This is a genomic window from Amycolatopsis sp. NPDC006125, assembly GCF_040614195.1.
GTDB lineage: Bacteria > Actinomycetota > Actinomycetes > Mycobacteriales > Pseudonocardiaceae > Amycolatopsis_E > Amycolatopsis_E tucumanensis.
Window position 1 is genome coordinate 21368 of record NZ_JBEXTZ010000074.1, and the last position, 23637, is coordinate 45004.

Consider the following 23637-nt stretch of genomic DNA (forward strand, 5'->3'; position numbering starts at 1 on the left):
ACCCACCGCCCCGCGCACGGGAACTTGCCGGCCCAGCCGTGGAACCCACCGCCCCGCGCACGGGAACTTGCCGACCCAGCCGTGGAACCCACCGCCCCGCGCACGGGAACTTGCCGACCCAGCCGTGGAACCCACCGCGCCGGGCCGGCAACCGCGAAAAACTCAGTGCGGTTCGCCCACGCAGAACTGGTTTCCCTCCGGGTCCGTGAGCACTGTCCAAGCCAGGCCGGGCACCTCGTGCTCCGCGAGCTTCGCCGCGCCCAGGCCCACCAGCCGGGCCACCTCGCCGTCCCGGTCGGTGGTCGCCAGGTCCAGGTGCAGCCGGTTCTTCCCGGCCCGCTCCTCGGGCACCTGCTGGAACCCCAGCCGCACGCCGCCCTCGCGCGCGGGCGTCAGCACCAGGTACTCGCCCCAGTCCAGGTCCACCCGCACGCCCAGCGCCGCGCACCAGAACGCCGCCATCTGCCGTGGATCCGCGCAGTCCACGGTCACCATCCCCAGTTCGAGAGTCATCTCGGCACGGTAGCGCGCCCCACCGACAATCCCGGCCCGCCCGAAAACCGCTGGACGCCCCTGACTACCCTGTTCACACCGCGTTTCGATACCGAGGAGCAGCCCAGTGATCACCAGGATGTCGTCGTTGTTCCTGCGCACGCTGCGTGAGGATCCGGCCGACGCCGAGGTTCCCAGCCACAAGCTGCTGACGCGGGCAGGCTACGTCCGCCGGGTCGCGCCGGGCGGGTACTCGTGGCTGCCGCTGGGCCTGCGGGTGCTGCGCAAGATCGAGGAGGTCGTCCGCGAGGAGATGGCCGCGATCGGCGGGCAGGAGATCCTGTTCCCCGCGCTGCTGCCGCGCGAGCCCTACGAGGCGACCGGCCGCTGGACCGAGTACGGCGACGCCCTGTTCCGCCTCAAGGACCGCAAGGGCGCCGACTACCTCCTCGGCCCGACGCACGAGGAGCTGTTCGCCCTCACCGTGAAGGGCGAGTACAGCTCGTACAAGGACTACCCGGTCATCCTGTACCAAATCCAGACCAAGTACCGCGACGAGGCGCGCCCCCGCGCCGGCATCCTGCGCGGGCGCGAGTTCGTCATGAAGGACTCCTACTCCTTCGACCTCGACGACGACGGCCTGTCCCGCTCCTACCAGCTGCACCGCGACGCCTACATCCGGATCTTCGACCGGCTGGGCCTGGAGTACGTGATCGTCGCGGCGACGTCCGGCGCGATGGGCGGCTCGGCGTCCGAGGAGTTCCTCGCCGTCGCCGAAACGGGCGAGGACACCTACGTCCGCAGCAACGCGTCCGGCTACGCGGCCAACGTCGAGGCCGTCGTCACGCCCGCGCCGCCCGCTCAGTCCATCGAGGACAAACCGCAGGCGCAGGTCCACCACACGCCGAACACGCCGACCATCCAGACGCTGGTCAACTACCTCAACGACAAGGCCGACCTTGGCCGCACCTTCACCGCCGCGGACACGCTGAAGAACGTGATGGTGAAGATCCGCCAGCCGGGCGAGAAGGACTGGCAGATCCTCGGCATCGGCATCCCCGGTGACCGCGAGGTCGACCAGAAGCGGCTCGAAGCTTCGCTGGAGCCGGCCGAGGTCGCGCTGCTCGAAGAAGCCGACTTCGCCGCCAACCCGTTCCTCGTCAAGGGCTACATCGGCCCGAAGGCGTTGCAGGACAACGGGGTCCGGTACCTGGTCGACCCGCGGGTCGTCACCGGCACGGCGTGGGTGACCGGCGCCGACAAGGCCGACCACCACGTCGTCGACCTCGTCGTGGGCCGCGACTTCCACCCGGACGGCACGGTCGAGGCCGCCGAGGTGCGCGAAGGCGACGCCTCGCCCGACGGGCAGGGCACGCTGGTCGCGGCGCGCGGCATCGAGATCGGGCACATCTTCCAGCTGGGCCGCAAGTACACCGACGCGTTCCAGCTGGACGCGCTCGGCGCGGACTCGAAGCCGATCCGCATCACGATGGGTTCCTACGGCGTCGGCGTGTCGCGCCTGGTCGCGGTGATCGCCGAGCAGAGCCACGACGAGCTGGGCCTGGTGTGGCCGCGTGAGGTCGCGCCGTACGACGTGCACGTGGTGATCGCGGGCAAGGACGAGTCGATCGCGGCGGGCGCGGAGAAGCTGGCCGCCGACCTCGACGCGGCCGGTGTGGAGGTCCTGCTGGACGACCGGAAGGCCACGCCGGGCGTCAAGTTCGCCGACGCGGAGCTCGTCGGGGTGCCGACGATCCTCGTGGTCGGGCGCGGCCTGGCGAAGGGCGTCGTCGAGGTGAAGGACCGCAAGACGGGCGACCGCGAGGAGATCGCGGTGGACGCGGTGGTCGACCACCTGGTCAAACTCGTCCGCGGCTGAACCGCTTTTCCGGCAACGGGCCCGTCGCTTTTCGCGGCGGGCCCGTTGCCGTGTCGGCCCTCGCCGAACGCGGCGGCGAAGTGCGAGCTGGCGTCGTTGAGGTCGCGGTTGCCTGGCGCGGCCCGGTCGGGGCGGTCAGTTTTGGCTGAACGCGGCCGCCGGCGCGAGTGGGCGCACCGGCGGTGCCGCACGCGTGGTCGCCCCAGGCGGGCGTCCGCATTGACCCGGCGCCCAGCCGAGACGCTCAGCCCTCCCCGAAGACCGCCGCCAGCACCAGCTTCGTGTCGCTGAGATCGCGCAGCACCACCTGCGCCCCGGCCTCCCGGAGCGCGTCCGCGTCGAACCGGCCCGTCGCCACGCCCACGGCGACCGCGCCATGCTCACGCGCCGCGTCGATGTCGTGGGGCGTGTCGCCCACCACGATGACCGACGCGGGCTCGAACGGGCGCCCGAGCGTCGCATGGGCGCGGTCGACCGCGTACGCCACCAGGTCCGGCCGGTGCGCGGACAGGTTCCCGTAGCCGCCGATCTCGAAATCCAAGTGGGTGTGCAGCCCGAACGCGGACAGCTTGTGCCACGCGATCTCCCGCAGGTTCCCGGTCACCAGCGACTGCACGGCCCCGCCCGCCGCGGCCACCCCCGCCAGCGCCGTCGCCGCGCCCGGCAGCGCCAGGCCGCGCTTCGCCAGCTCCGGCAGCGCCAGCTCAGACACCGCGGTCAGCGCCGCCCACATCCGCTGGATCAGCTCCTCGGTCGGCTCGATCCCGTGCAGCGTCAGCACTTCCGCGGTGATCGCGCGCTCGGTCCGCCCGAAGAAGTCCGGCATCGCGGTCATCGAGACGCCGGTCACCTCCTCGAGCACCTGCCGGTACCAGCCGCGGCCCGCCCCGCGCAGGTCGATGAGGGTCTGGTCGATGTCCCACAGCACCAGCCGGTGCGCACTGCTCGTCACGTCCGCCGACGCTACCAAGACCGTTATTCATCAAGCGTTGACTTCGATCGAGCGCAGGGCTACCGTTCCCCTTGAATTCAACAGTCGAAGAAATTTAGGGGAGGTCCCCATGGCTGGCACATCCCGGAGGCCGGTGGCCGGGCTGGCGGCCCTGGCCGGTGCGGTGATCGCGGTGGTGCTGGGATTCCTGACCGTCGGGGTCCAGGCGTCGGTCGAACCGGACGGGCTGCCGGTGGCGGTCGCGGTGCCGGACAACGCCCCGCCGCAGCTGCGCGCCGCGGCCGGGCAGCTCACGAGCCAGGGCGGCGAAGCCCTCAGCTGGCGGGTCACCACACCCGCCGAAGCCAGGACGCTGCTCGACGACAAGGACGTCTACGGCGTGCTGGAACTGGCGCCCGGACAGGTGGGCGTGGTGGTGTCCGGCGCGGTCAACCCGAGCGGCACCCAGGTCGTGCAACAGGCGCTCACCGGCGCCGGGCAGGCGCTGTCGACGGCGATGAGCCAGGCGACCGGCACCCCGTCCGCCCCGGTGCGGGTGGAGACCGTGCACCCGGCGAGCCCCGCGGGCCGGACGGCGCCGCTCGCGGTCAGCATCCTCGCGTGGGTCGGCAGCCTGGCCGCGGGCGCGATCCTGGTCGTCGTCGCCGAGCGGACCGGGCGGCGGATCGGCGTCGCGGCGCGCCTGACCCAGGTCGCGGTCACCGCCGTGCTGATCACCGGGGTCGCGGCCGGGTTCCTCGCGCTGTGGGACTCGTCCCTGCCGCTCGGCTGGGACGTCCTCGGCTACATCCTGCTGGTCGCCGCGGCGTTCGCGGCCGTGCAGGCCGCGTTGCTGCGCCTGCTGGGCATCCGCGCCATGGCGATCCTCGCGCCGCTCTACCTGCTCGCGCCGAATGTCGCCGGGCAGGTGCCGGAGCTGCTCAACCCGGCCTACCGGGCCCTGCTGTGGTCGTGGACGCCGTTCCGCTTCTCCACCGAGGGCACCCGCAGCCTGCTGCAGGGCACCCCGGACGCGCCGGACGTGACCTCCGGCATCTGGGTGCTCGGCGCGATGCTGGTCGCCGGCCTGGTGGTCGTCCTCTGGCCCGGCCGGGCGAAGCCGGCGGTGCCGGTGGAGGCGGCGCCGGAGCTTCAGCCGGCGAGGTAGCTGAACCGGACGTGCCGGACCGGGTTGTCGATGTTGGTGTCCACCAGGCAGATCGACTGCCAGGTGCCCAGCGCCGGCGACCCGCCCAGCACGGGAACGCTCGCGTACGGCGGCACCAGCGCGGGCAGCACGTGGTCCCGGCCGTGGCCCTTGCTGCCGTGCTGGTGCCGCCACCGGTTGTCCCTGGGCAGCAGCTCGTCCAGCGCGGCGAGCAGGTCGTCGTCGCTGCCCGCGCCGGTCTCCAGGATCGCCAGGCCCGCGGTGGCGTGCGGCACGAAGACGTGCAGCAGGCCGTCCGACGCGTCCGCTTCGGCCAGGAACGCCTCGGCCTCCCTGGTCAGGTCGTGCACCACGGCGCGGCCGCCGGTCTTCACCTCGATCTCCTTGGAGTACATGCCTCCACCGTAGGCGTCCCAACGGGTGGTACGCGAAATAGCGCGGGCCGCCCGATCGCTGGACCGGGGGAGGCGAAAGGAGCGAGGCATGGTTCATCTCGCGGTGGCACTGGAGGGCGCGGGCTGGCACCCGGCCGCGTGGCGGGAGCCCGACGCGCGCCCGGACGAGCTGTTCCGCCCGCGGTACTGGGCCGATCTGGTGATCGAGGCCGAACACGGCCTGCTGGACTTCGTCACGATCGAGGACTCACTGGGCGCGCCGCGGGACGGCCGAACCGACCGGGTGGACGGCAGGCTGGACGCCGTGCTGATCGCCGCCCGCGTCGCGCCGCTGACCCGGCACATCGGGTTCCTGCCGACGGCGATCGCCACGCACACCGAACCGTTCCACCTGTCCAAGGCGATCGCGACGCTCGACTACGTGTCCACCGGGCGCGGCGGTGTGCGCGTCCGGATCGCGAGCAGCCCCGACGACGCGGCGCACTTCGGCCGCCGCGAGTTCCCGGTTCCGCTGCCTGACCTGGCCGAGGAGGCCGGCGACTGGGTCGAGGTCGTGCGGCGGCTGTGGGACAGCTGGGAGGACGACGCCGAGATCCGCGACACCGCCACCGGCCGGTTCATCGACCGGGACAAGCTGCACTACATCGACTTCACCGGGCGGTTCTTCAGCGTCAAGGGCCCGTCGATCACGCCGCGCCCGCCGCAGGGCCAGCCGCCGGTCGCGGTGCTCTCGCACGTCACCGAGATCCACCGGCTCGCCGCCCGCTCGGCAGACCTCGTGTTCCTCACCCCGCAGGACACCGACGAGGCGCGCGCTCTGGGGCAGGAGGTGCGCGGCCTGCGCGCGGACCTGCTGATGTTCGGCGACGTCGTGGTGTTCCTCGACGAGACCGAGCAGGCCGCCCGCGACCGCAAGGCCCGCCTGGACGACCGCGCCGAGTTCACCTCCGACGCGCTGGTCTTCACCGGCACCCCGGCCCAGCTCGCCGACCAGCTGCTGGCCTGGCGTGATGCGGGCCTGTCCGGTTTCCGGCTGCGTCCGGGCGCCCTGCCGCACGACCTGACCGCCATCACCCGCGGGCTCGTCCCCGAACTGCAGCAGCGCGGCGCGTTCCGCCGCGAGTACGAGGCCGGCACGCTGCGGGGCCTGCTCGGCCTGGAGCGCCCCGCCAACCGCTACGCAGGAGCGACGCGATGAAGCAGATCCACCTCGCCGCGCACTTCCCCGGCGTCAACAACACGACCGTGTGGAGCGACCCGGAGGCAGGCAGCCACATCGAGTTCTCCTCGTTCACGCACCTCGCGCGGACGGCCGAGCGAGCCAAGTTCGACTTCTTCTTCCTCGCCGAAGGGCTGCGGCTGCGCGAGCACGCGGGCAAGATCTACGACCTGGACGTGGTCGGCCGCCCGGACACGTTCACCGTGCTGGCCGCGCTCGCCGCGGTCACCGACCGGCTCGGCCTGACCGGGACGATCAACTCGACGTTCAACGAGCCGTACGAGGTGGCCCGCCAGTTCGCCAGCCTCGACCACCTGTCCGAGGGCCGCGCCGGGTGGAACGTGGTGACCTCGTGGGACGCGTTCACCGGCGAGAACTTCCGCCGCGGCGGCTACCTGCCCGAGGAACAGCGTTACCAGCGCGCGAAGTTGTTCCTGCAGACGGCGTTCGAGCTGTTCGACTCCTGGGGCGCGGACGACATCGCCGCGGACAAGGCGTCCGGGGTGTTCCTGCACAACGCCCGCGCGGGGGCGTTCGAGCACCACGACGCGCAGTTCGACATCGCGGGCCGGTTCAACGTGCCGCGGGGGCCGCAGGGCAGGCCGGTGATCCTGCAGGCAGGCGACTCGGACGAGGGCCGCGAGTTCGCCGCGGCGACGGCGGACGCGATCTTCACGCGGCACGGGACGCTGGAGGCGGGGCAGAAGTTCTACGCCGACGTGAAGCGCAGGCTGCCCGCCTACGGGCGCGAGCCGCACCAGCTGCTGGTGCTCCCCGCGGCGACCTTCGTGCTCGGCGACACCGACGCGGAGGCCGAGGAGCTGGCCAACGTCGTGCGGTACCAGCAGGTGAGCGGCCAGACGGCGATCAAGTTCCTGGAGCAGGTGTGGAACCGCGACCTGTCCGGCTACGACCCGGAGGGCCCGCTGCCCGAGGTCGAGCCGGCGGTCGGCGCGGAGGCGGTGGCCAAGGGACGCGCGCAGACGCGCATGTACCGCGACCCGGTGGCGACTGTGCGGCAATGGCGGGAGCTCGCGGAGGCGAAGAACCTGTCGATCCGGGACCTGGTGGTCGAGGTCAGCGGACGGCAGACGTTCGTCGGCTCGCCGGAGACGGTCGCGGAGGCGATCAACACGTACGTGCAGGAGGACGCGAGCGACGGGTTCATCCTGGTGCCGCACGTGACGCCCGGCGGGCTGGACCCGTTCGCGGACAAGGTGGTGCCGTTGTTGCAGGAGCGGGGCGTCTTCCGCGCCGACTACAGCGGCACCACGCTGCGGGAGCACCTCGGCATCGACCGGTGAGTCCGGGGCCGTGGGAATCACGCCGGGGCGCTTTGCTGGAGCGCCCCGGCGGCGGGAATGCTTGACGGCTGCTGAGATCTGCGGCATCGCTGAGCGCGCCCTGGCGCCAGGTTGGCGCGGTCAGCGACCGGGACGATCGGAGCGCCCGGCGGCGGGAGGGCCGTAGGGACCTACGGCCCTCGCCGAGTGCGACCGGGGCGTCGCGGTAGATGGTTGATGCCGCTGGGGTCTGCGGCGTCTCGCCGCCGTGGCGCCGGACGTCCCGGTCAGTTGCCGGGGCGCTTTGCTGGAGCGCCCCGGCGCGGGATGTCCGGCTCAGTTCGTGGCCGCGGAGAACACCACGGGCGGTGCCTTCCGCACGCTCTTGCGTGGCGCCTTCTCCGCCGGCGCGACCTTCCTGGTGGCCGGCTTCTTGGCGGTCGCGTTCTCCTTCGCGGGCGCGGCCTTGGCGGTTGCGGTCTCGGTGGCCTTCACCTTCGCGGGCGCGGCCTCGGCGGCCTTCGCCTTGGCGGGCGCGGTCTTGGCAGCGTTCGCCTTGGCGGGCGCGGTCTCGGTGGCCTTCGCCTTGGCGCGGGACGGCTTCGCGGCGGGCGTGGTCTTCTTGGTGTTCGCCGCGGCCTTCGTGGTGGTCTTCGGCGCCGGAGTGGCCTTGCGCCGGGTCGCCGGCTTCGGCGTGGTGGCCTCGGCAGCCGCCGCCTTCTTGCCCTTGGCAGCGGTGGTCTTCGGCGCCGCCGCGGTGGCCTTGCGCCGCGTGGCCGGCTTGGGCGTGGTGGCCTCGGCAGCCGCCGCCGTCTTGCCCTTGGCAGCGCTGGCCGCCTTCGTGGTCTTGCCCGCGGCCGCCGTGCGCTTCCCAACAGCACCGGCAGCCTTCGCCTCGGCAGCGCCCGTCGCGCGGGTGCTCTTCGCCGGGGACTCCGCGGCCTTCCGCGCGGCCGCGGCACTGGAGTTCGCCGTGCGGCGCGTGCGCTTCGCCGGGGCGAGGCGGCGCGGCGGGCGCTTGCGGCCACCCGTGCGGCGGCCCGCCTGCACGTAGGTGGCCAGCAGCTCGCGCAGGCTGCCCGCGTTCGAGTCCGAGAGGTCGATGTCGTACTCGACGCCGTCCAGGCCGAACCGCACCGTCTCCGCGGCCGGTTCGCCGTTCAGGTCGTCCAGTAGTTGCACCGCGGTGTTCTTCGCCACCGATAACCTCCAGTACTTACGATTTGCCGCTGAGAATACCCGCCCCACTTGCGCCGGGCGCCGGGCTGGTGTGCGCTGTGACCCATGTCCGAGGAGACTTTTGACGTCATCGTGATCGGTGGCGGACCAGTGGGGGAGAACGCGGCGGACCGGGCGGTCAAGGGCGGCCTGTCCACCGCGCTGGTCGAGCAGGAACGGTTCGGGGGCGAGTGCTCCTACTGGGCCTGCATTCCGAGCAAAGCCTTGCTGCGACCGGGAAACGCGCTCGCCGCGGCCCGGCGGCTGCCCGGCGTTCCGGTGGGTGAAGCGCTCGACCCGGCGGCGGTGTTCGAACGCCGCGACTACTTCACCGGCAAGGGCGACGACACCGGTCAGGTCGAGTGGGCCCGCGGCGCGGGCATCACGACGATCCGCGGTCGCGGCCGCATCACCGGTGAGCGCGAGATCACTGTGGACGGCGGCCGGGTCCTGCGGGCGCGGCACGCCGTGGTGGTCTGTACCGGCAGCGTGCCGAAGACGCCGCCGATCCCGGGCCTGGAGGAGGTGCCGGTGTGGGGATCCCGCGAAGCCACGTCCAGCAGCACGGTGCCGGGCAGGCTGGCCGTCGTCGGCGGCGGGGTGGTCGGCGTCGAGATGGCGCAGGCCTGGGCCCGCCTCGGTGCGCAGGTGGACCTCATCGTCACCGGCCCGCGCCCGCTGCCCCGGTACCCGGACTTCGCCGGTGACGCCGTCGCGGAGGGCCTGCGGGCCGACGGTGTGCGCGTGCACACCGACTCCGGACTGGAGCGAGCGTCCCGAGTGGACGGTGCCGCCCGGCTGGAGCTCAAGGGCGGCGCGGTCGTCACGGCCGACCAGGTGCTCGTCGCGACCGGGCGGCGTCCGGCCACCGACGACCTCGGCCTGGAGGTCATCGGTCTCGCCCCGGGCAAGCCGCTCACCGTCGACGACAGTGGCCTCGTGTCCGAAGTGGACGGCGAGTGGCTGTACGCGGCGGGTGACGTCACCGGCCGCGCGTTGCTGACGCACCAGGGCAAGTACGCCGCCCGCGTGGTCGGCGACGTGGTCTCCGCGCGGGCCACGGGCAAGCCGGTGGACACCCGCCCGTGGGGCAAGCACAGCGCCACCGCCGACCACCACGCGGTGCCGCAGGTCGTGTTCACCGACCCGGAGGTCGCGTCGGTCGGCCTGACCGAGCCGGAATCGGGCGTGCCGCACCGGGTGGTCGACATCGACATCGCCGTCGCGGGGTCGTCGCTGCACGCGGACGGCTACGCGGGCAAGGCCAGGATGATCGCCGACACCGAGCGCGAGGTGCTCGTCGGCGTCACGTTCGTCGGCCAGGACGTCGCGGAGCTGCTGCACTCGGCGACCATCGCCATCGCCGGCGAGGTGCCCCTGGGCAGGCTGTGGCACGCGGTCCCGTCGTTCCCCACGATCAGCGAGGTGTGGCTGCGGCTGCTGGAGGAGTACGGGCTCTGAAAACCGGTTGCGGGAAGGGCAGCCCTGGCCGACGCTTCGCGTGTGCGCGTTGATCATGAGCTGCCGCTCCCCGGCGGCCGGGTCCTCGCCTGGTCCGAGACCGGGCCCGGGGACGGCACGCCGGTCCTGTTCCTGGCCGGCGCCGCGACCGGCCGGTCCATGGTCTTCGGTGACGGGTCCCGGGTCCGGCTGGTGACCGTGGACCGCCCCGGCATCGGCGCCTCGACACCAGACCAGCACCGGTCGGCGGCGTCCACCGCCGCCGACCTCGCCGCACTCGTGACGCGGCTCGGCGGGCCGGTGCCGGTCGTGGCGAACTCGCAGGCCGCGGTCTTCGGGCTCGCGGCCGCCGAGCACGGGATCGCGTCCCGGCTGCTGCTGGTGTCCCCGGCCGACGAGGTCGCCGATCCCCGGGTGTTCGCGCAGTTGCCCGGCCCGGTGCGGGACGTGGTCACGCGGGTGCGGGAGGACCCGGCGGCCGCGCGGGAGTTCTTCGCCCGGCTCGGCCCCGGTGGGATGGAACGGATGGTGCTGGACGGCGCGGATCCGGCCGACCGCGAGGTGTACCAGGATCCGGTGTTCCTGGCCCGGTACCGCGCGGCTCTGCGGGAGGGGTTCGCGAACGACGGCGCGGGCTACGCGACCGACACGATCATCGCCATGTCGCGGTGGCAGCTGGACTGGGCCGCGATCCGGGTGCCGGTGCAGGTGTGGTTCGGCGATCGGGACCGCGTGCACTCACCGGACCTCGGCGCGCTGCTCACCTCCCGGATCCCGGGCGCGCGACGTCACGTGGTGCCCGGCGCGGGCGGCGCTCTGCTGTGGACCCACGCCGAGGAGATCCTCGCCGCGGCGATCGGCTAACTGATCCGCACGCCCAGCGCGGCGCCCGCCGCACGCAGCAGTGCGGGGTCGTCCGGCGCGGACTTGCCGTCCACGTAGGCGGCCAGCACCAGCCGGACGGCCGGGCCGGAGATCGCGCTCTGGTACGCCGCGCCCGCGGTGTCCGGCTCGCGCGGCCACTGGTGCGTCTCCGTGGCGAGATCGGCGATCCCGCCGCTGCCCGGGGTGTCGGCGAGCTGCTTGAAGGCCGCGGCCTGTTCGTCGCTGCCGAAGGTGAGCACCGCGACCGACACGGCGACCGCCCGCCCGTCCACGGTGGCCTCGAAGCTGCCGCGCTCCATGCCCGCGCAACCGCTTGCCTGCAACCGCGCCTGCAGGTCCCCGTAGGCGCGGGCGGCGCAGGTGCGTTCCGTGCCGGAGGCGCGCTTGGTGAACTCGATGCCCGCGACGGCCTGTGGCGCGGGAGTGACCGCGGTGGTCGGCGCGGACGCGGTGGCCGGTTCGTCGTCCCCGCCGGTCGTGACCAGCACGAGCACGACGGCCAGCAGCACCAGCGCCACCGCGATCGCCGCGACCGGCCGCCACGGCACGGGCGCGGAAGCCGGGATCGCGCGCACGGGCGCGGCCGCGGCGATCCGGGGCACCGGCATCGTCACCTCGGCGGGCGGGACGATCGGCGGCACGGCGGCGGGTTCGGCCTGGCGGTGCCGCCGGGGGCGGGGTTTGACCGGCGCCAGCTTCACCGTCGCCGACTCCTCCGTGACCGTGAAGCCTTCCGCGGCCAGGTCGTCGTCGGTGAGACCGGTGTCCGGGGCGAGCTTGCCGATCAGGGCGCGGGCCTGCGCCGGGGTGCACGGCCATGGCGCGGGAGTCAGCGACGCGATGGCCGCGAGCAGGCTGTTCTGCGTCGGGAACAGGACGCGGACGTTGCCGGCGAGGTCGGCGGGCGGCTGCTCGATCTCCTCGACGAACGGCCCGACGGCGAGGATCGTGGCGATCGGCAGGTGTTCCGGGACGTCCGGGCGCAGCCGCTCGATGACGGCGTCGGCGAGCGCGAGGGCATCCGCCGCGGGGTTGACGACGTCCCCGTCGGCGACGAGTGGCCAGCCGTCGGCCTTCCACTGGCCGGTCAGGGGCGCTTCGAGGCGGATCGCCGGGTCCGGCAGGTCGACGCCGATCACGACCAGGACGACGGTCGGCAGGACGACGACCGCCTCGACCGGCGGCCGGTTCGGCAGCGGCTGGGCCCCGGCCAGCGCGATACCGCCCGCGAAGTCGTCCCCGCGGCCGAGCGCGGCGAGCGCGGCCCGCACGTCGTCGGCGACGCGCGAGGGCTGTCGTTCCAGGCGGATCAGCCGCACCTCGCACCTCCCCGGTCCCGTTCACGTGCGCGCTTACGCTAGCGCGCTGTGCAGTCGCTGACCCTCGATGGTGTGAAAATCACTCGCGGAAGGTGTCTGCTTTCGGGCACACCCGTGCGGGTAATTGATCATTGACAGTGATCGGGGTCACCCTATTGAGTGCTACTCGTTAGTAGATCGTAGGGCCGGCTGGAGAGATAGGGGACCCCGATGCGATGGCGCTCCACGCGGGCGGTGGCGATCGCCGCCGCCGTGCTCGTCCTCCCGTTCACCGGCGCCGTCCCCGCGGCGAACGCCCAGGTCCCGCTCGCGCCGGTGTCGGACACGCTCGACCGGGTGCTGGCCACGGCGACCGCGCTGACCCCGGTAACGACCCTCGTGCACGCGGCGGACGCGGGCACCGCCGCGCAGGCCGTGCGGACGGCCGGGATGCGGGAGATCACCCGGTTCCCGCGCATCGGCGTCGTCGCCGCGACGGGTACCGCCGCGCAGGTCGCCGCGGTGCGCAAGGCGGCCGGCGTCACCTACGTCGAGAACAACGACCCGCTTGTCGCGTTCGGCTCGTCCGGCACGACCGCGACCCGCAGCGCCGAAGCACGCACCACGTTGACCGGCGTGGACGGCGCTCCGCTGGACGGGCGCGGGGTGTCCGTGGCGATCATCGACACCGGGATCGACCCGACGCACCCGGCGTTCCGCGGCGCCGACGGCTCGACCCGCGTGGTGCGCAACCTGAAGAGCCTGTGCCTCGACGGCACGACCACCTCGTGCATCGTCGACGTGCCCACCTCGGTCGACACCGACGCGACCGCGCTCGGCGGGCACGGCACTCACGTCGCCGGGATCGCGGCGGGCGCGCCGTACACGCTGGCCGACGGTTCGTCCGTCGGCGGTTCGGCGCCGGGGGCGAAGATCGTGTCGATCTCGACCGGACTGGCGATCCTGGTTCTGGGCACGGACGCCGCCCTGAACTGGGTGCTGGAGAACCACGCCGCGCCGTGCGGGGCCGGGGTGCCGGCGACGGTGTGCCCGCCGATCAAGGTGATCAACAACTCGTACGGCCCGAGCGGCGGCGGCGAGTTCGACCCGGAGTCGGCGACGGTCAAGCTGCAGCGCGCACTCGCGGCCGAGGGGGTCGTGACGGTGTGGGCGAACGGCAACGACGGCGGGGACGGTTCGGCGGACCTGTCGAACCCGCCGGGCAAGGACCCGACGCCCGGCGTGATCTCGGTGGCCTCCTACAACGACCAGGGCACCGGGACGCGCGACGGGACCGTGTCGGACTTCTCCTCGCGGGGGCTCGCGTCGGACCCGTCGACGTGGCCGGACGTGTCCGCGCCGGGCGAGAACATCCTGTCCGCGTGCCGTCCGTACCTGGTGATCTGCGCGACGGGGTTGCAGCCGTCGAACGGGCCGGGGATGCTCGACCTCGGCACCTACAACGTGATCAGCGGCACCTCGATGGCGACGCCGCAGATCACCGGCATCGTGGCGCAGCTGTTCCAGTCCCGGCCGGACGCCACGCCGGGCGAGATCGAGGCCGCGATCAAGTCGACGGCGTACAAGTACAGTGACGGCGCGCCGTACCAGGGCGGTTCGAGCTTCGACAAGGGTGCCGGGCTGGTCGACACGGTCGCCGCCGTGGGGGCGCTCGCCGGGGCCTGACGGCTTTCCGTCCAGTGGTGGTCGTGCGACATCTGAGGTTCCTGTGGCGAAATGCCATCGCCGGGGTGCACAATATGGGCAGTCACGGCAGGGATGCTTGAACGCAGGCTCCGAGCTCGCGAGGTCGTAGGGGAAGACGCCCCTCGTCGAGTAGCGGAGGTCAGCAGTGAGCACCCGTGGCGTGGTTTACGTCCACTCGTCGCCGTCTGCGGTGTGCCCGCACGTCGAGTGGGCGATTTCGGGCACCCTGGGTACCCGAGTGGATCTGAAGTGGACGGCGCAACCCGCCGCTCCAGGGCAGCTTCGCGCCGAGTGCACGTGGAGCGCGCCCGCCGGAACCGGCGCCAAGCTGGCGGCCGGTCTCAAGGCGTGGCCGATGCTGCGCTTCGAGGTGACCGAGGAGCCGAGCGCCGGCGTCGACGGCGAGCGGTTCTGCTACGTGCCCGGGCTGGGACTGTGGCGCGGGCGGACGAGCGCCAACGGAGACATCGTCGTCGGGGAAGACCAGCTGCGCACCCTCGTGGCGACCTGTCGTGCGGGGGAGCAGCTGGCGCACAAGCTCGACGAGCTGCTGGCTTCGAGCTGGGACGAGGCGCTGGAGCCGTTCCGGCACGCCGGGGACGGGGCTCCGGTCACCTGGCTGCACCGGGTGGGGTGAGTCTTCGGGCGAGTCGGGTGGGTGGCTTTGGGTGGCTTTGGTTGGCTGCCTTGGTGCTTGGTGCTTGGTGCTTGGTGCTTGGTGCGCGGTGAGGTGCCCAGCGGTGAGGTGCCCAGCGGTGAGGTGCCCAGCGGTGCTCGGCGCTTCGGCGCGGTGCGCGGTGAGGTGCCCACTCGTGTTGCGATGAACGGACCGTTCATCGCTTCGGCCCGCGTGAGGTGTCCAGTCGTGCGGCGATGAAGGGGCCGCTCATGCCTTGCGCCGCGTAGCCGCGTGAGATGCCCAGTCGCGTGGCGATGAACGGTCCATTCATTGCTTCGCCCAGCGAGGTGTCCGCTCGCGCGCCGATGAACGGACCGTTCCTGGCTTCGGCCCGCGCGAGGTGGCCGGTCGTGTGGTGATGGATGGTCCGTTCATGCCTTGCGCCGCGTGAGGTGTCCAGTCGTGCGGTGATGAGTGGGCCGTTCATGCCTTGCGTCGCGTAGCCGCGCGAGGTGCCCAGTGGTGCGGCGATGAACGGGCCGTTCATCGAACCAACTCCGGCCCCGAACCAAACCCCGCCCGCGAACCCAAGCCCCACCCCGAACCCAAGCCCCACCGCCGTCACCACCTGCACCCACCCCGAACCCAAGCCCCACCAACCCCGAACCCAACCCCCACCGCCGTAACCACCCGCACCCACCCCAGCCACAACACCCCCCACAACAGCCGAGCCCCTTCACCTACCCGGCCCAACCACCCCAGCCCACTCCGCACAAAAGACAGCACTCGGTAACGATCACCACTACGCTGCCGATGTGACAGCCATGCCGGCGCCTCCCGCAGCACCGCCGCGATGGTTGGTGCCCGTCGTCATCGTCGTGGTGTCGATCATGGTCGGCGGGGGTCTGCTGGCCCGCGAGCTGTACCGGCTGCCCGAAGCGGCCCCGGACGCGATCCTCGCCCAGTCGTCGACGGCCCGGCCGCTCGCGCAGCAGCCGGGGCCGGGCACCGTCGAGCTCACCCCGGACGCCGCGGCGCACCCGCAGAACACCACGGTCCGCGCGCTGCTCCAGACGTACTTCGACTCGATCAACAACCGCGACTACGAGCTGTGGAAATCGGCCGTCACCCGCGAGCGCGTCCAGGCCAAGTCGAAGAGCACCTGGCTCAACGACTACCGCACGACGAGGGACGGCAGCATCCTCGTCTACCGCATCGACCCGGTCGCCGACGACGAGCTCCGCGCCCTCGTCGGCTTCACCAGCACCCAGGACGTCAAGGACGCCCCGGCCGAACTCCCGGAACCCTGCGTGCACTGGCGCCTCGTGCTCCCGCTGACCCTGGAATCCGGCGCCTGGAAGGTGGACACCGTCACCGGCTCCACCACCCCCGAACTCTCCCGCTGCTGACCGCACACACGAGAAAACCCCGGCCACCAAGGGCCGGGGTTCTCCCAATACCAGCGAAACTCAGGCGCCCGTGAACAGCAGCGCCGTGTTGTGACCGCCGAAGCCGAACGAATTGCTCAGCGCCGCGGTCAGCTCGACCTTCCGCGGCTCACCCGCCACGACATCGAGCCCGACCTTCGGGTCGAGGTTCTCCAGGTTCAGCGTCGGCGGCACCAGACCGTGGTAGATCGAGAGCAGCGTGAGGATGCCCTCGACCGCCCCCGCGCCACCGACCAGGTGACCCAGCGCGGACTTCGGCGCCGTCACCACCGGGTGCTCACCGACGGCCTTGCGGATCGCGGCGGCCTCGCCGATGTCGCCGACCACCGTGGACGTCGCGTGGGCGTTCACGTGCCCCACGTCCGCCGACGTCAGCCCCGCCATCGTCATCGCGTTCGCCATCGCGGCGATCTGGCCGATGCCCTCCGGGTGGTTGCCGGTGATGTGGTGCGCGTCCGAGGTGATGCCGTACCCGGCCAGCCGCCCGTAGATCCGCGCGCCGCGGGCCTTCGCCCGGTCCTCCCGCTCCAGGACGACCACACCGGCGCCCTCACCGAGCACGAACCCGTCCCGGTCGGTGTCGAACGGGCGCGACGCGCGCTCGGGCTCGTCGTTGCGCGTCGACACCGTCCGGGCCTGCGCGAAACCGGCCACGGTGATCGGGTGGATGCAGGACTCCGCACCACCCGCCACCACGACGTCGGCCCGCCCGTTCTGGATCATCTGGTAGCCGTTGGCGATGCCCTCGGCGCCGGAGGCGCACGCCGAAGCCGGCGAGTGCACCCCGGCCCTGGCCTTGAGGTCGATGCCGACGTGCGCGGCAGGCCCGTTCGGCATCAGCATCGGCACGGTCAGCGGCGAGACCTTCCGGATGCCCTCCTGCTCGAGCAGGTCGTCCATCGCCAGCAGCGTCAGCGGCCCGCCGATGCCGGTGCCGATGGACACGCCGAGCCGGTCCGGGTCGACGTCCGTGCGCTCGTCGCCGGGCTGCTCGAAACCGGCGTCGGCCCACGCCTGCCGGGCGGCGATGAGCGCGATCTGCTCACACCGGTCCAGCCGGCGCGCCTGCACGCGCGGCAGCTTCTCCGCCGGATCCTCGGCGAGCGTGGCGCCGATCTTGACCGGCAGGTCGAACTTCTCGACCCAGTCGGCCTCGATCCGCCGGATGCCGCTGCGGCCGGCGAGCAAGCCCTCCCACGTGGACGCGACGTCCCCGCCGAGTGGCGTCGTCGCGCCGATCCCGGTGATCACGACGTCGATGTTGCTCATGAGGAGTCTCCCCGAGGTTCAGACGAAGAATTCAGCTCGTGCTTACTTGGCGTTCGCGGCGACGTAGTCCACCGCGTCGCCGACGGTCTTCAGGTTGGCCAGCTCGTCGTCCGGGATCTTGACCCCGAACTTGTCCTCGGCCTGCACCGCGATCTCCACCATCGACAGCGAGTCGATGTCCAGGTCGTCGACGAAGGACTTCTCCAGGCTCACGTCGTCCTGCGCGACACCCGCGACCTCCTCGACGATCTCCGCGAGGCCGCTGAGGATCTCCTGCTTGTCCGCCACGATGGTGTTTCCTTTCTGGGGGTTCGACACCGGCAGGCCCGCGCCTGCCGGCGATAGTGGTATCACGGGCAGATGACGACCTGTCCGGCGTAGGACAGGCCCGCGCCGAATCCAACCATCAGCACCACGTCACCCGTTTTGACGGTGCCCGCTTTCCGCATGTGGTCCAGCGCCATGGGAATCGACGCGGACGAGGTGTTGCCGGAGAACTTGATGTCGTCGGCGACGACCAGGTCCTCCCGCGCGCCCTTGGCCTTGAGCCGCTTGGCGATCGCGTCCACGATCCGCAGGTTCGCCTGGTGCGGGATGAGCACGTCGATGTCCGACGGCTCCAGCCCGGCCAGCTCGACCGCCTTCAACGCGATCGGCGCGATCTGCGTGGTCGCCCACCGGAAGACCGACTGGCCCTCCTGGTAGATGTACTTGTGGTCGCGCATGTAGATCGTGTCGACCAGGTCGCCCGCGCTGCCCCACGACACCGGCCCGATGCCCGGCTCGTCGGACGGACCGACCACCGCGGCACCCGCGCCGTCGGCGAAGATGATCGCGTTCGCGCGGTCCACCGGGTCGACCACGTCGGTCAGCTTCTCCGCGCCGATCACCAGCACCTTGCCCGCCGAGCCGGCGCGGATCAGGTCGGAGGCGACGCCGAGGCCGTAGCAGAACCCGGCGCACGCGGCGTTGAGGTCGAACGCGCCGGCCGCCTTCACGCCGATCCGGTCGGCGACCTGACCGGCCGCGTTCGGGATGGGCGCGGGCATCGTGCAGTTCGGCACGATCACGGTGTCCACATCGGACGGCTGCAGGCCCGCGTCGGTGAGCGCGGCGTTGCCCGCCTTGACCGCCATGTCGACCAGCAGCTCGTCCTTCTCGGCGAAGCGGCGCTCGATGATGCCGACCCGCTCACGGATCCACTGGTCGTTGGTCTCCATGATCTGGGACAGGTCGTCGTTGGTGACGACGCGGTCCGGCTGGTAGCTGCCGACGCCCAGGATCCGGGTGGCGGCCGGGCCCTGCTTCTGGCGCAACACCGGGCTCACAGGATCTCCTTCGCGGCGGGCAGGTCGGTGGGGGTCTTGAGTGCGACGGTCTGCGTGACCGTGCCCTTGAGCTGGCGCTTGACCAGACCGGTCAGGGTGCCCGCGGGCGGCAGCTCGACCGTCGCGGTGACGCCCAGCTCGACCAGGCCGTCCATCGTCAGGTCCCAGCGGACCGGGCGGGTGACCTGCTTGATCAGCCGCTCCAGGTACTCGGCGCCGCTGGTGACCACGGTGCCGTCGGCGTTGGACAGCAGCGGGCGGACCGGGTCCTTCGGCGTGATCGACGCGGCGTGCGCGCGCAGGGCCTCCTCGGCGGGGGCCATGTAGGAGGTGTGGAAGGCGCCGGCGACCTTCAGCGGCCGGACCTTCGTGCCTTCGAGGGGCTCGGCGACGATGCGCTCGATGGCGTCCTTCGCGCCGGAGGCGACGATCTGCCCGGCGCCGTTGCGGTTCGCCGCGGTCAGGCCGTGGCCCTCCAGCCACGCGACGACCTCGTCCGGGTCGCCCAGCATCACGGCCGCCATGGACGTCGGCTCGATCGCGCACGCCTTGGCCATCTCGGCGCCGCGCACGGCGGCCAGCGCGACGGCGTCCTCGGCGGTGAGCACACCCGCCGCGGCGGCGGCCGCCAGCTCGCCGACGGAGTGGCCGGCGACCGGAGTGTCGTCCGGGACGTCGCCAAGGGCGTCGAAGGCCAGCAGCGAGAGCGCGACGATCAGCGGCTGCGTGATCGCGGTGTCCTGGATGGTCTCGGCGTCGGCCTCGGTCCCGAGGTGGACCAGGTCGAGCCCGGTTCGCTCGGACCAGCGCGCGAGCTTCTCGCGGGTGCCGTCGAGTTCGAGCCAGGGGGAGAACATGCCGGGCGCTTGGGAGCCCTGTCCGGGAGCGAGCACTGCTGTCACGCCTCTAGGGAACATGCTTCCCCGGCGGGCCCGGGATGCCGCCGTTCACCAAGTCGGAGCGGCGATCTTGTAGGGAGCCTACAAAAATGGCGCCCGCGGGCCCGCATGCAGCGCTGATGTGTTGTCGGTTCCGGGCAGGCCGGAAGTGAGACCGGTCACCAGAGGCCGCGTGCCCTGGCCAGCCGTCCCACGGTCAGGGCCACCCGCAGCACCAGCGCGTCCCGCGGTTCGGTGGCGTTGCGGCCGGTCAGCTCGGCCGCCCGGCGCAGCCGGTAGCGCACGGTGTTGGGGTGCACGAACAGCTTCTTCGCGCACGTCTCCAGCACCCCGCCGGACTCCAGGTACTCGTCCACCGTCTGCAGCATCGTCGGTCCGGCGGCCTCCAGCGGCTGCGCGATCTCCTCGATCAGCAGCCGCTCGGCCTCGGCGTCGCCGGAGAGCGCTCGTTCCGGCAGCAGGTCCGAGGATCGCACGGGCCGCGGCGCGCCCGGCCAGCCGACCACCGCGCGCAGCCCGGACAGCGCCTCGGCCGCGCTGCGGTGCGCCTCGGCCAGGCTGTCCACCGTCGGGCCGGCCACCACCGGGCCCTCGCCGAACGCGCCCGCCAGCTTGCCGAGGACCTCCTTCTGCTTGGCGTCGCCGTCGGTCGGGCCGCCTGCCACCACGATCAGCCGCGACCCCTGGACGCTCAGCAGCACCGGCCGTGCCAGCCGCGCGGCCAGCCGGCGCACCTCGAACACCACGCTCGGCGGGTCGTCCGAGGGCGGCCGGCCGGCCAGCACGGTCGCCATCGCCGACGGCTCCCACCCCAGCGCCGCGGCCCGCGACAGCACCGCCTCCTCGGCGTCGCCGCGGACGATGCCGTCCACGACCAGCGCCTCCAGCCGGGCGTCCCACGCGCCGCGCGCCTCCGCGGCCGCGGCGTAGGAGTTGGCCGTCGCGAAGGCGATCTCGCGGCCGTAGCGGAGGATGCCCTCGGTGAGCGCGGCGTTCTCGGCCTCGGTGGCGGCGAATTCCGGCAGCTGCTCCTCGAACACCTCGATCGCCAGCCGCACCAGCCCGACCGCCTGCCGCAGGCTGATCCAGCGGGACAGGTCCTCGGGGGCGCCGCGGAAGGCGTCGGTGGTGAGCTTGAGCGCCTCCTGCGAATCCCGCAGCCAGTCGACGAACCCGGCCGCGCCAGTCTGGGTGATCAGCAGGATGCTCGCCCGCTGCTCCGCGGGCAGCCGCCCGAACCACGGCAGCCGCTGCTCCATCGCGGCGACGCTGGCCGAGGCGAGGCGCCCGGAGGCGCGCTCCAGCCTGCGCAGCGTCTTCGCGGACAGGCCGTGGTGCTTGGCCAGGCGCCTGCCGCTGGTCTGGCTGCCGTGGGTCTGGCTGCCGTGGGTCTGGGTCATGGTGAACCGACTCTAACCGGCCGTCCGGTAAACGCGAGGCCGCCCGGCGCATCGCGGTTCTCGCAGCGCCGGGCGGCCTCATCTCCCCGGTCCCCACCGGTAGGTCCACTATGGACCTTGTGGATATTTTTCCGCCAGTCTTCTCACTCGATCGTGCAAGTAATTTTCCGATGATGTTGCGGGGCTCACTGCGGGTGAGGGAATCACCGCCGCTTGTGGCAGGTTGATCCGGCCAGACGGGAGGCGCCATGCACGTTCTGTTGCAGCACGGTTTGTCCGTTTTCGGGCAGTGGATCTCCATCGCGGAGCTGGTCGGCCAGCTGTGCGCGCTCGCCGTGGTCTTCCTGGCGCAGCGGCGCACGCTCTGGACCTGGCCCGTGCAGGTCGGCGCGACGGTGCTGCTGTTCGCCGTCTACGCCTCCGCGCACCTGGGCGGGCTCGCGGCCCGGCAGGTCGCGATCCTGCTGATCTCGGTCTACGGCTGGTGGGCCTGGACCCGCCGCCGCGACCCGGTCTACGGGGTGGTCGTGCGCAGCGGCCGGGCCGTCGAGCGGCTGGTGATGGCGGGTGCGTTCGTGGTCGGCACCGTGGTGATGGCGCTGGTGCTCGACGCGCTGGACGCCTCCTGGGCGCCGTGGCCGGACGCGGCGATCTTCATCGGCACGCTGGTCGCCTTCGCCGCCCAGGGCCGCGGCCTGGTCGAGTTCTGGCTGGTGTGGCTGGTCGTCGACGCGATCGGCGTGCCGCTGCAGATCTCCTCGGGCCTGTACTTCTCCGCGGCGGTCTACCTCGTGTTCGCGGCGCTGGTCGTGCACGGCTGGTGGAGCTGGCACCGCGCCGCGGTCACGCGCCCGGAGCTCACGGCAGCATCCCGCTGAGGAAGCTCGCCTGCGCCACCACGATCAGGCACATCACGAGCAGCAGTCCCACGCTCCACGGCAGCACCTTGCGCAACAGCGTGCCCTCTTCGCCCGGCAGCATCGCCGCCGCGCACGCGATGCTCAGGTTCTGCGGGGAGATCATCTTGCCGAGCACGCCGCCCGAGGAGTTGGCCGCGGCGAGCAGTTCGGGCGACAGCCCGGCCTGGTGCGCCGCGGTCACCTGGAGCGCGCCGAACAGGGCGTTGGCGGAGGTGTCCGAACCCGAGACCGCCACGCCGAACCAGCCGAGCACCGGGGACAGGAACGCCAGGCCGGCGCCGGCGCCCGCGATGAAGTAGCCGATCGTGGTGGCCTGGCCGGACAGGTTCATCACGTAGGCCAGCGCGAGCACGCTCGTCACGGTCAGGATGGCGAACCGCAGCTCGTGCACCGTGCCGCCCCACTCGCGGACCGCGTCCCGGGCGCGGACCCGCAGGAACACCGCGGTCAGGACGCCCGCGATCAACACGAGCGTGCCGCCGGTGCTCAGGAACGGCACCGAGAACGTGTTGCCGGACACCGGTTTGCCCGCCGAGTTCGCCACCGACAGGGCGGGCCAGTCGAACTTCCACGTCGCCGCGTCGAGCAGCCGCTTGACCGGCGGCAGCTGGCCGATCGAGAAGATCACGATGATCAGCCCGTACGGCAGGTAGGCGCGGACGACCTCGCCGCGGTCCTCCGGCCGGTCCAGCGTTTCGGTGGCCACACCGGTGAGCACGGCGGTCCGGACCTCTTCGCGGGCCGGCTTCCGGGCTGCGGGCAGCGCGACCAGTGCGGCGGCGCCGGCGAGCGCGGCGCCGATGTCGGCGAGCTGCGCGGAGACGTAGTTGGCGGCGGCGAACTGCACCACCCCGAACGCCACGCCGCACACCAGCGCGGGCAGCCACGTTTCCCGCAGCCCGCGACGCCCGTCGACGATGAAGACCAGCAGCAGCGGCACGAACAACGCCAGGATCGGCGTCTGGCGGCCCACGATCGACGACACGGTGTCCAGCGGCAGCCCAGTGACCTGCGCGAGGGTGACGACCGGGGTGCCCATGGCGCCGAACGCGACCGGCGCGGTGTTGGCGACCAGCGCGACGACCGCCGCCCGCACCGGGGTGAACCCGAGCGCCACCAGCATCACCGAGCTGATCGCGACCGGCGCGCCGAAGCCGGCCAGCGCCTCCATCAGCGCGCCGAAGCAGAACGCGATGATCAGCGCCTGGATGCGGGGATCGTCGGAGACCCGGCCGAACGACCGGCGGAGCACGTCGAAGTGGCCGGTGCGCACGGTGATCCGGTAGATCCACAGCGCGTTGACGACGATCCACATGATGGGGAAGAGGCCGAACGCGGCGCCCTGGAAACCGCTGGAGATCGCCTGGCCGATCGGCATGCCGAAGATCGTGACGGCGACGATGAGGGCGACGGCCAGGCCGATCAGGCCGGCCTGGTGGGCCTTCATCCGGACCACGCCCAGCAGGACGAGGACGGTGGCCAGTGGGAGTGCCGCGACCAGCGCGGACAGGCCGAGTGAACCGGCTAGCGGGGCGAGCTCCTGCACGAACATGCCGACCTCGATTCCACATCGCGGAAGTGGGGTTCCGCTGGGGGTGTCGAGGATCGTCCGGATCCGGGAGCGGGTGGTCAAGCGGGGCGTTTCACTGATCGAGATGGCTCGGGGCGCTACGCGGGTTTCTACTGCGCCGGCTTCGCTTCACTACGCCCCGATCGACAGAGTCCCTCCCGAACCCGATCTTTCAGTGTTCGGTTGCCGAGACACCGCGTCAAGGCGGGAAAGCGTGCCTTGACCCGGTGGCTCGGCAACCGATTTGG

The 23637-nt window shown here is 72.2% G+C and carries 22 protein-coding genes; 10 read left to right on the forward strand and 12 right to left on the reverse strand.

Features of this window, described 5'->3' with window-relative positions:
* Positions 1-162: 162 nt before the first annotated feature.
* The gene (locus tag ABZ193_RS30565; RefSeq protein ID WP_027936537.1) at positions 163-513 is read right to left on the reverse strand and encodes a VOC family protein; all 351 of its coding nucleotides are present in this window, start codon (positions 511-513) and stop codon (positions 163-165) included.
* Between the two features lie 106 nt (positions 514-619).
* Between ABZ193_RS30565 and ABZ193_RS30570 the strand changes: the two genes are divergently transcribed.
* Positions 620-2371 carry a proline--tRNA ligase gene (locus ABZ193_RS30570; RefSeq protein WP_354712421.1) on the forward strand — a complete coding sequence of 584 codons (1752 nt, stop codon included), beginning with the start codon at positions 620-622 and terminating at the stop codon, positions 2369-2371.
* A 244-nt stretch (positions 2372-2615) separates the two neighbouring features.
* Here the strand turns inward: ABZ193_RS30570 and ABZ193_RS30575 are convergent, their stop codons facing one another.
* Entirely contained in the window at positions 2616-3323 is a 708-nt protein-coding gene (locus ABZ193_RS30575; protein WP_020422509.1) for a haloacid dehalogenase-like hydrolase, read from the reverse strand.
* 109 nt (positions 3324-3432) lie between these two features.
* Between ABZ193_RS30575 and ABZ193_RS30580 the strand changes: the two genes are divergently transcribed.
* Entirely contained in the window at positions 3433-4470 is a 1038-nt protein-coding gene (locus tag ABZ193_RS30580; protein WP_354712422.1) for an ABC transporter permease, read from the forward strand.
* On the opposite strand, the gene ABZ193_RS30585 is transcribed toward ABZ193_RS30580, so the two are convergent.
* Positions 4455-4865, reverse strand: a complete 411-nt coding sequence (locus tag ABZ193_RS30585; protein WP_020422507.1) for a secondary thiamine-phosphate synthase enzyme YjbQ — start codon at positions 4863-4865, stop codon at positions 4455-4457. The two genes, ABZ193_RS30580 and ABZ193_RS30585, sit on opposite strands and share 16 nt — an antisense overlap.
* 88 nt (positions 4866-4953) lie before the next feature.
* On the opposite strand from ABZ193_RS30585, the gene ABZ193_RS30590 reads away from it, so the two are divergent.
* Both ABZ193_RS30590 and ABZ193_RS30595 read left to right on the forward strand, forming a co-directional pair.
* Complete coding sequence (locus ABZ193_RS30590; RefSeq protein ID WP_354712423.1) at positions 4954-6063, forward strand: LLM class flavin-dependent oxidoreductase; 1110 nt, start codon at positions 4954-4956, stop codon at positions 6061-6063.
* The gene (locus tag ABZ193_RS30595; RefSeq protein ID WP_354712424.1) at positions 6060-7388 is read left to right on the forward strand and encodes an NtaA/DmoA family FMN-dependent monooxygenase; all 1329 of its coding nucleotides are present in this window, start codon (positions 6060-6062) and stop codon (positions 7386-7388) included. The genes ABZ193_RS30590 and ABZ193_RS30595 overlap by 4 nt, the downstream gene beginning before the upstream one ends.
* A gap of 315 nt (positions 7389-7703) precedes the next feature.
* On the opposite strand, the gene ABZ193_RS30600 is transcribed toward ABZ193_RS30595, so the two are convergent.
* A complete protein-coding gene (locus ABZ193_RS30600) occupies positions 7704-8567 on the reverse strand; it encodes an Lsr2 family protein (protein WP_354712425.1) in 864 nt (287 codons plus the stop codon).
* An 84-nt stretch (positions 8568-8651) separates the two neighbouring features.
* Between ABZ193_RS30600 and ABZ193_RS30605 the strand changes: the two genes are divergently transcribed.
* Both ABZ193_RS30605 and ABZ193_RS30610 read left to right on the forward strand, forming a co-directional pair.
* Positions 8652-10046 carry an NAD(P)/FAD-dependent oxidoreductase gene (locus ABZ193_RS30605; RefSeq protein WP_354712426.1) on the forward strand — a complete coding sequence of 465 codons (1395 nt, stop codon included), beginning with the start codon at positions 8652-8654 and terminating at the stop codon, positions 10044-10046.
* Between the two features lie 42 nt (positions 10047-10088).
* A complete protein-coding gene (locus ABZ193_RS30610; RefSeq protein ID WP_354712427.1) occupies positions 10089-10910 on the forward strand; it encodes an alpha/beta hydrolase in 822 nt (273 codons plus the stop codon).
* On the opposite strand, the gene ABZ193_RS30615 is transcribed toward ABZ193_RS30610, so the two are convergent.
* Positions 10907-12250, reverse strand: coding sequence for a hypothetical protein (locus ABZ193_RS30615; RefSeq protein ID WP_354712428.1), 1344 nt, complete (start codon positions 12248-12250; stop codon positions 10907-10909). The two genes, ABZ193_RS30610 and ABZ193_RS30615, sit on opposite strands and share 4 nt — an antisense overlap.
* 210 nt (positions 12251-12460) lie before the next feature.
* Here ABZ193_RS30615 and ABZ193_RS30620 point away from each other — a divergent pair, with 210 nt between their 5' ends.
* A complete protein-coding gene (locus tag ABZ193_RS30620) occupies positions 12461-13915 on the forward strand; it encodes a S8 family serine peptidase (RefSeq protein ID WP_354712429.1) in 1455 nt (484 codons plus the stop codon).
* A 166-nt stretch (positions 13916-14081) separates the two neighbouring features.
* Positions 14082-14573, forward strand: coding sequence for a DUF3145 domain-containing protein (locus ABZ193_RS30625; RefSeq protein ID WP_027934727.1), 492 nt, complete (start codon positions 14082-14084; stop codon positions 14571-14573).
* A gap of 196 nt (positions 14574-14769) precedes the next feature.
* Here ABZ193_RS30625 and ABZ193_RS30630 read toward each other — a convergent pair whose 3' ends face one another.
* Entirely contained in the window at positions 14770-15102 is a 333-nt protein-coding gene (locus ABZ193_RS30630; protein WP_237339927.1) for a hypothetical protein, read from the reverse strand.
* 313 nt (positions 15103-15415) lie between these two features.
* On the opposite strand from ABZ193_RS30630, the gene ABZ193_RS30635 reads away from it, so the two are divergent.
* The gene (locus tag ABZ193_RS30635; protein WP_020422498.1) at positions 15416-15964 is read left to right on the forward strand and encodes a hypothetical protein; all 549 of its coding nucleotides are present in this window, start codon (positions 15416-15418) and stop codon (positions 15962-15964) included.
* Positions 15965-16024: 60 nt separating this feature from the next.
* On the opposite strand, the gene ABZ193_RS30640 is transcribed toward ABZ193_RS30635, so the two are convergent.
* From ABZ193_RS30640 to ABZ193_RS30660, 5 genes are all read right to left on the reverse strand, one after another.
* Positions 16025-17272 carry a beta-ketoacyl-[acyl-carrier-protein] synthase family protein gene (locus tag ABZ193_RS30640; protein WP_237339928.1) on the reverse strand — a complete coding sequence of 416 codons (1248 nt, stop codon included), beginning with the start codon at positions 17270-17272 and terminating at the stop codon, positions 16025-16027.
* A gap of 42 nt (positions 17273-17314) precedes the next feature.
* A complete protein-coding gene (locus ABZ193_RS30645; RefSeq protein WP_017984121.1) occupies positions 17315-17560 on the reverse strand; it encodes an acyl carrier protein in 246 nt (81 codons plus the stop codon).
* 62 nt (positions 17561-17622) lie between these two features.
* Positions 17623-18600, reverse strand: coding sequence for a beta-ketoacyl-ACP synthase III (locus ABZ193_RS30650; RefSeq protein ID WP_020422496.1), 978 nt, complete (start codon positions 18598-18600; stop codon positions 17623-17625).
* Complete coding sequence (locus tag ABZ193_RS30655) at positions 18597-19517, reverse strand: ACP S-malonyltransferase (protein ID WP_084506215.1); 921 nt, start codon at positions 19515-19517, stop codon at positions 18597-18599. The genes ABZ193_RS30650 and ABZ193_RS30655 overlap by 4 nt, the downstream gene beginning before the upstream one ends.
* 140 nt (positions 19518-19657) lie before the next feature.
* A complete protein-coding gene (locus ABZ193_RS30660) occupies positions 19658-20899 on the reverse strand; it encodes a helix-turn-helix domain-containing protein (RefSeq protein WP_020422494.1) in 1242 nt (413 codons plus the stop codon).
* Between the two features lie 248 nt (positions 20900-21147).
* On the opposite strand from ABZ193_RS30660, the gene ABZ193_RS30665 reads away from it, so the two are divergent.
* Entirely contained in the window at positions 21148-21777 is a 630-nt protein-coding gene (locus ABZ193_RS30665; protein WP_020422493.1) for a nicotinamide mononucleotide transporter family protein, read from the forward strand.
* On the opposite strand, the gene ABZ193_RS30670 is transcribed toward ABZ193_RS30665, so the two are convergent.
* Entirely contained in the window at positions 21758-23371 is a 1614-nt protein-coding gene (locus tag ABZ193_RS30670) for an L-lactate permease (protein ID WP_354712430.1), read from the reverse strand. The two genes, ABZ193_RS30665 and ABZ193_RS30670, sit on opposite strands and share 20 nt — an antisense overlap.
* Positions 23372-23637 lie beyond the last annotated feature (266 nt).

Bases quoted from the DNA above. Each gene is read 5' to 3' on its own strand.
- ABZ193_RS30590 (WP_354712423.1), top strand. From the start codon at position 4,954: ATGGTTCATCTCGCGGTGGCACTGGAGGGCGCGGGCTGGCACCCGGCC.
- ABZ193_RS30670 (WP_354712430.1), bottom strand. From the start codon at position 23,371: ATGTTCGTGCAGGAGCTCGCCCCGCTAGCCGGTTCACTCGGCCTGTCC.
- ABZ193_RS30605 (WP_354712426.1), top strand. From the start codon at position 8,652: ATGTCCGAGGAGACTTTTGACGTCATCGTGATCGGTGGCGGACCAGTG.
- ABZ193_RS30585 (WP_020422507.1), bottom strand. From the start codon at position 4,865: ATGTACTCCAAGGAGATCGAGGTGAAGACCGGCGGCCGCGCCGTGGTG.
- ABZ193_RS30655 (WP_084506215.1), bottom strand. From the start codon at position 19,517: ATGTTCCCTAGAGGCGTGACAGCAGTGCTCGCTCCCGGACAGGGCTCC.
- ABZ193_RS30565 (WP_027936537.1), bottom strand. From the start codon at position 513: ATGACTCTCGAACTGGGGATGGTGACCGTGGACTGCGCGGATCCACGG.
- ABZ193_RS30640 (WP_237339928.1), bottom strand. From the start codon at position 17,272: ATGAGCAACATCGACGTCGTGATCACCGGGATCGGCGCGACGACGCCA.
- ABZ193_RS30595 (WP_354712424.1), top strand. From the start codon at position 6,060: ATGAAGCAGATCCACCTCGCCGCGCACTTCCCCGGCGTCAACAACACG.
- ABZ193_RS30620 (WP_354712429.1), top strand. From the start codon at position 12,461: ATGCGATGGCGCTCCACGCGGGCGGTGGCGATCGCCGCCGCCGTGCTC.
- ABZ193_RS30630 (WP_237339927.1), bottom strand. From the start codon at position 15,102: ATGAACGGCCCGTTCATCGCCGCACCACTGGGCACCTCGCGCGGCTAC.
- ABZ193_RS30580 (WP_354712422.1), top strand. From the start codon at position 3,433: ATGGCTGGCACATCCCGGAGGCCGGTGGCCGGGCTGGCGGCCCTGGCC.
- ABZ193_RS30660 (WP_020422494.1), bottom strand. From the start codon at position 20,899: ATGACCCAGACCCACGGCAGCCAGACCCACGGCAGCCAGACCAGCGGC.
- ABZ193_RS30665 (WP_020422493.1), top strand. From the start codon at position 21,148: ATGCACGTTCTGTTGCAGCACGGTTTGTCCGTTTTCGGGCAGTGGATC.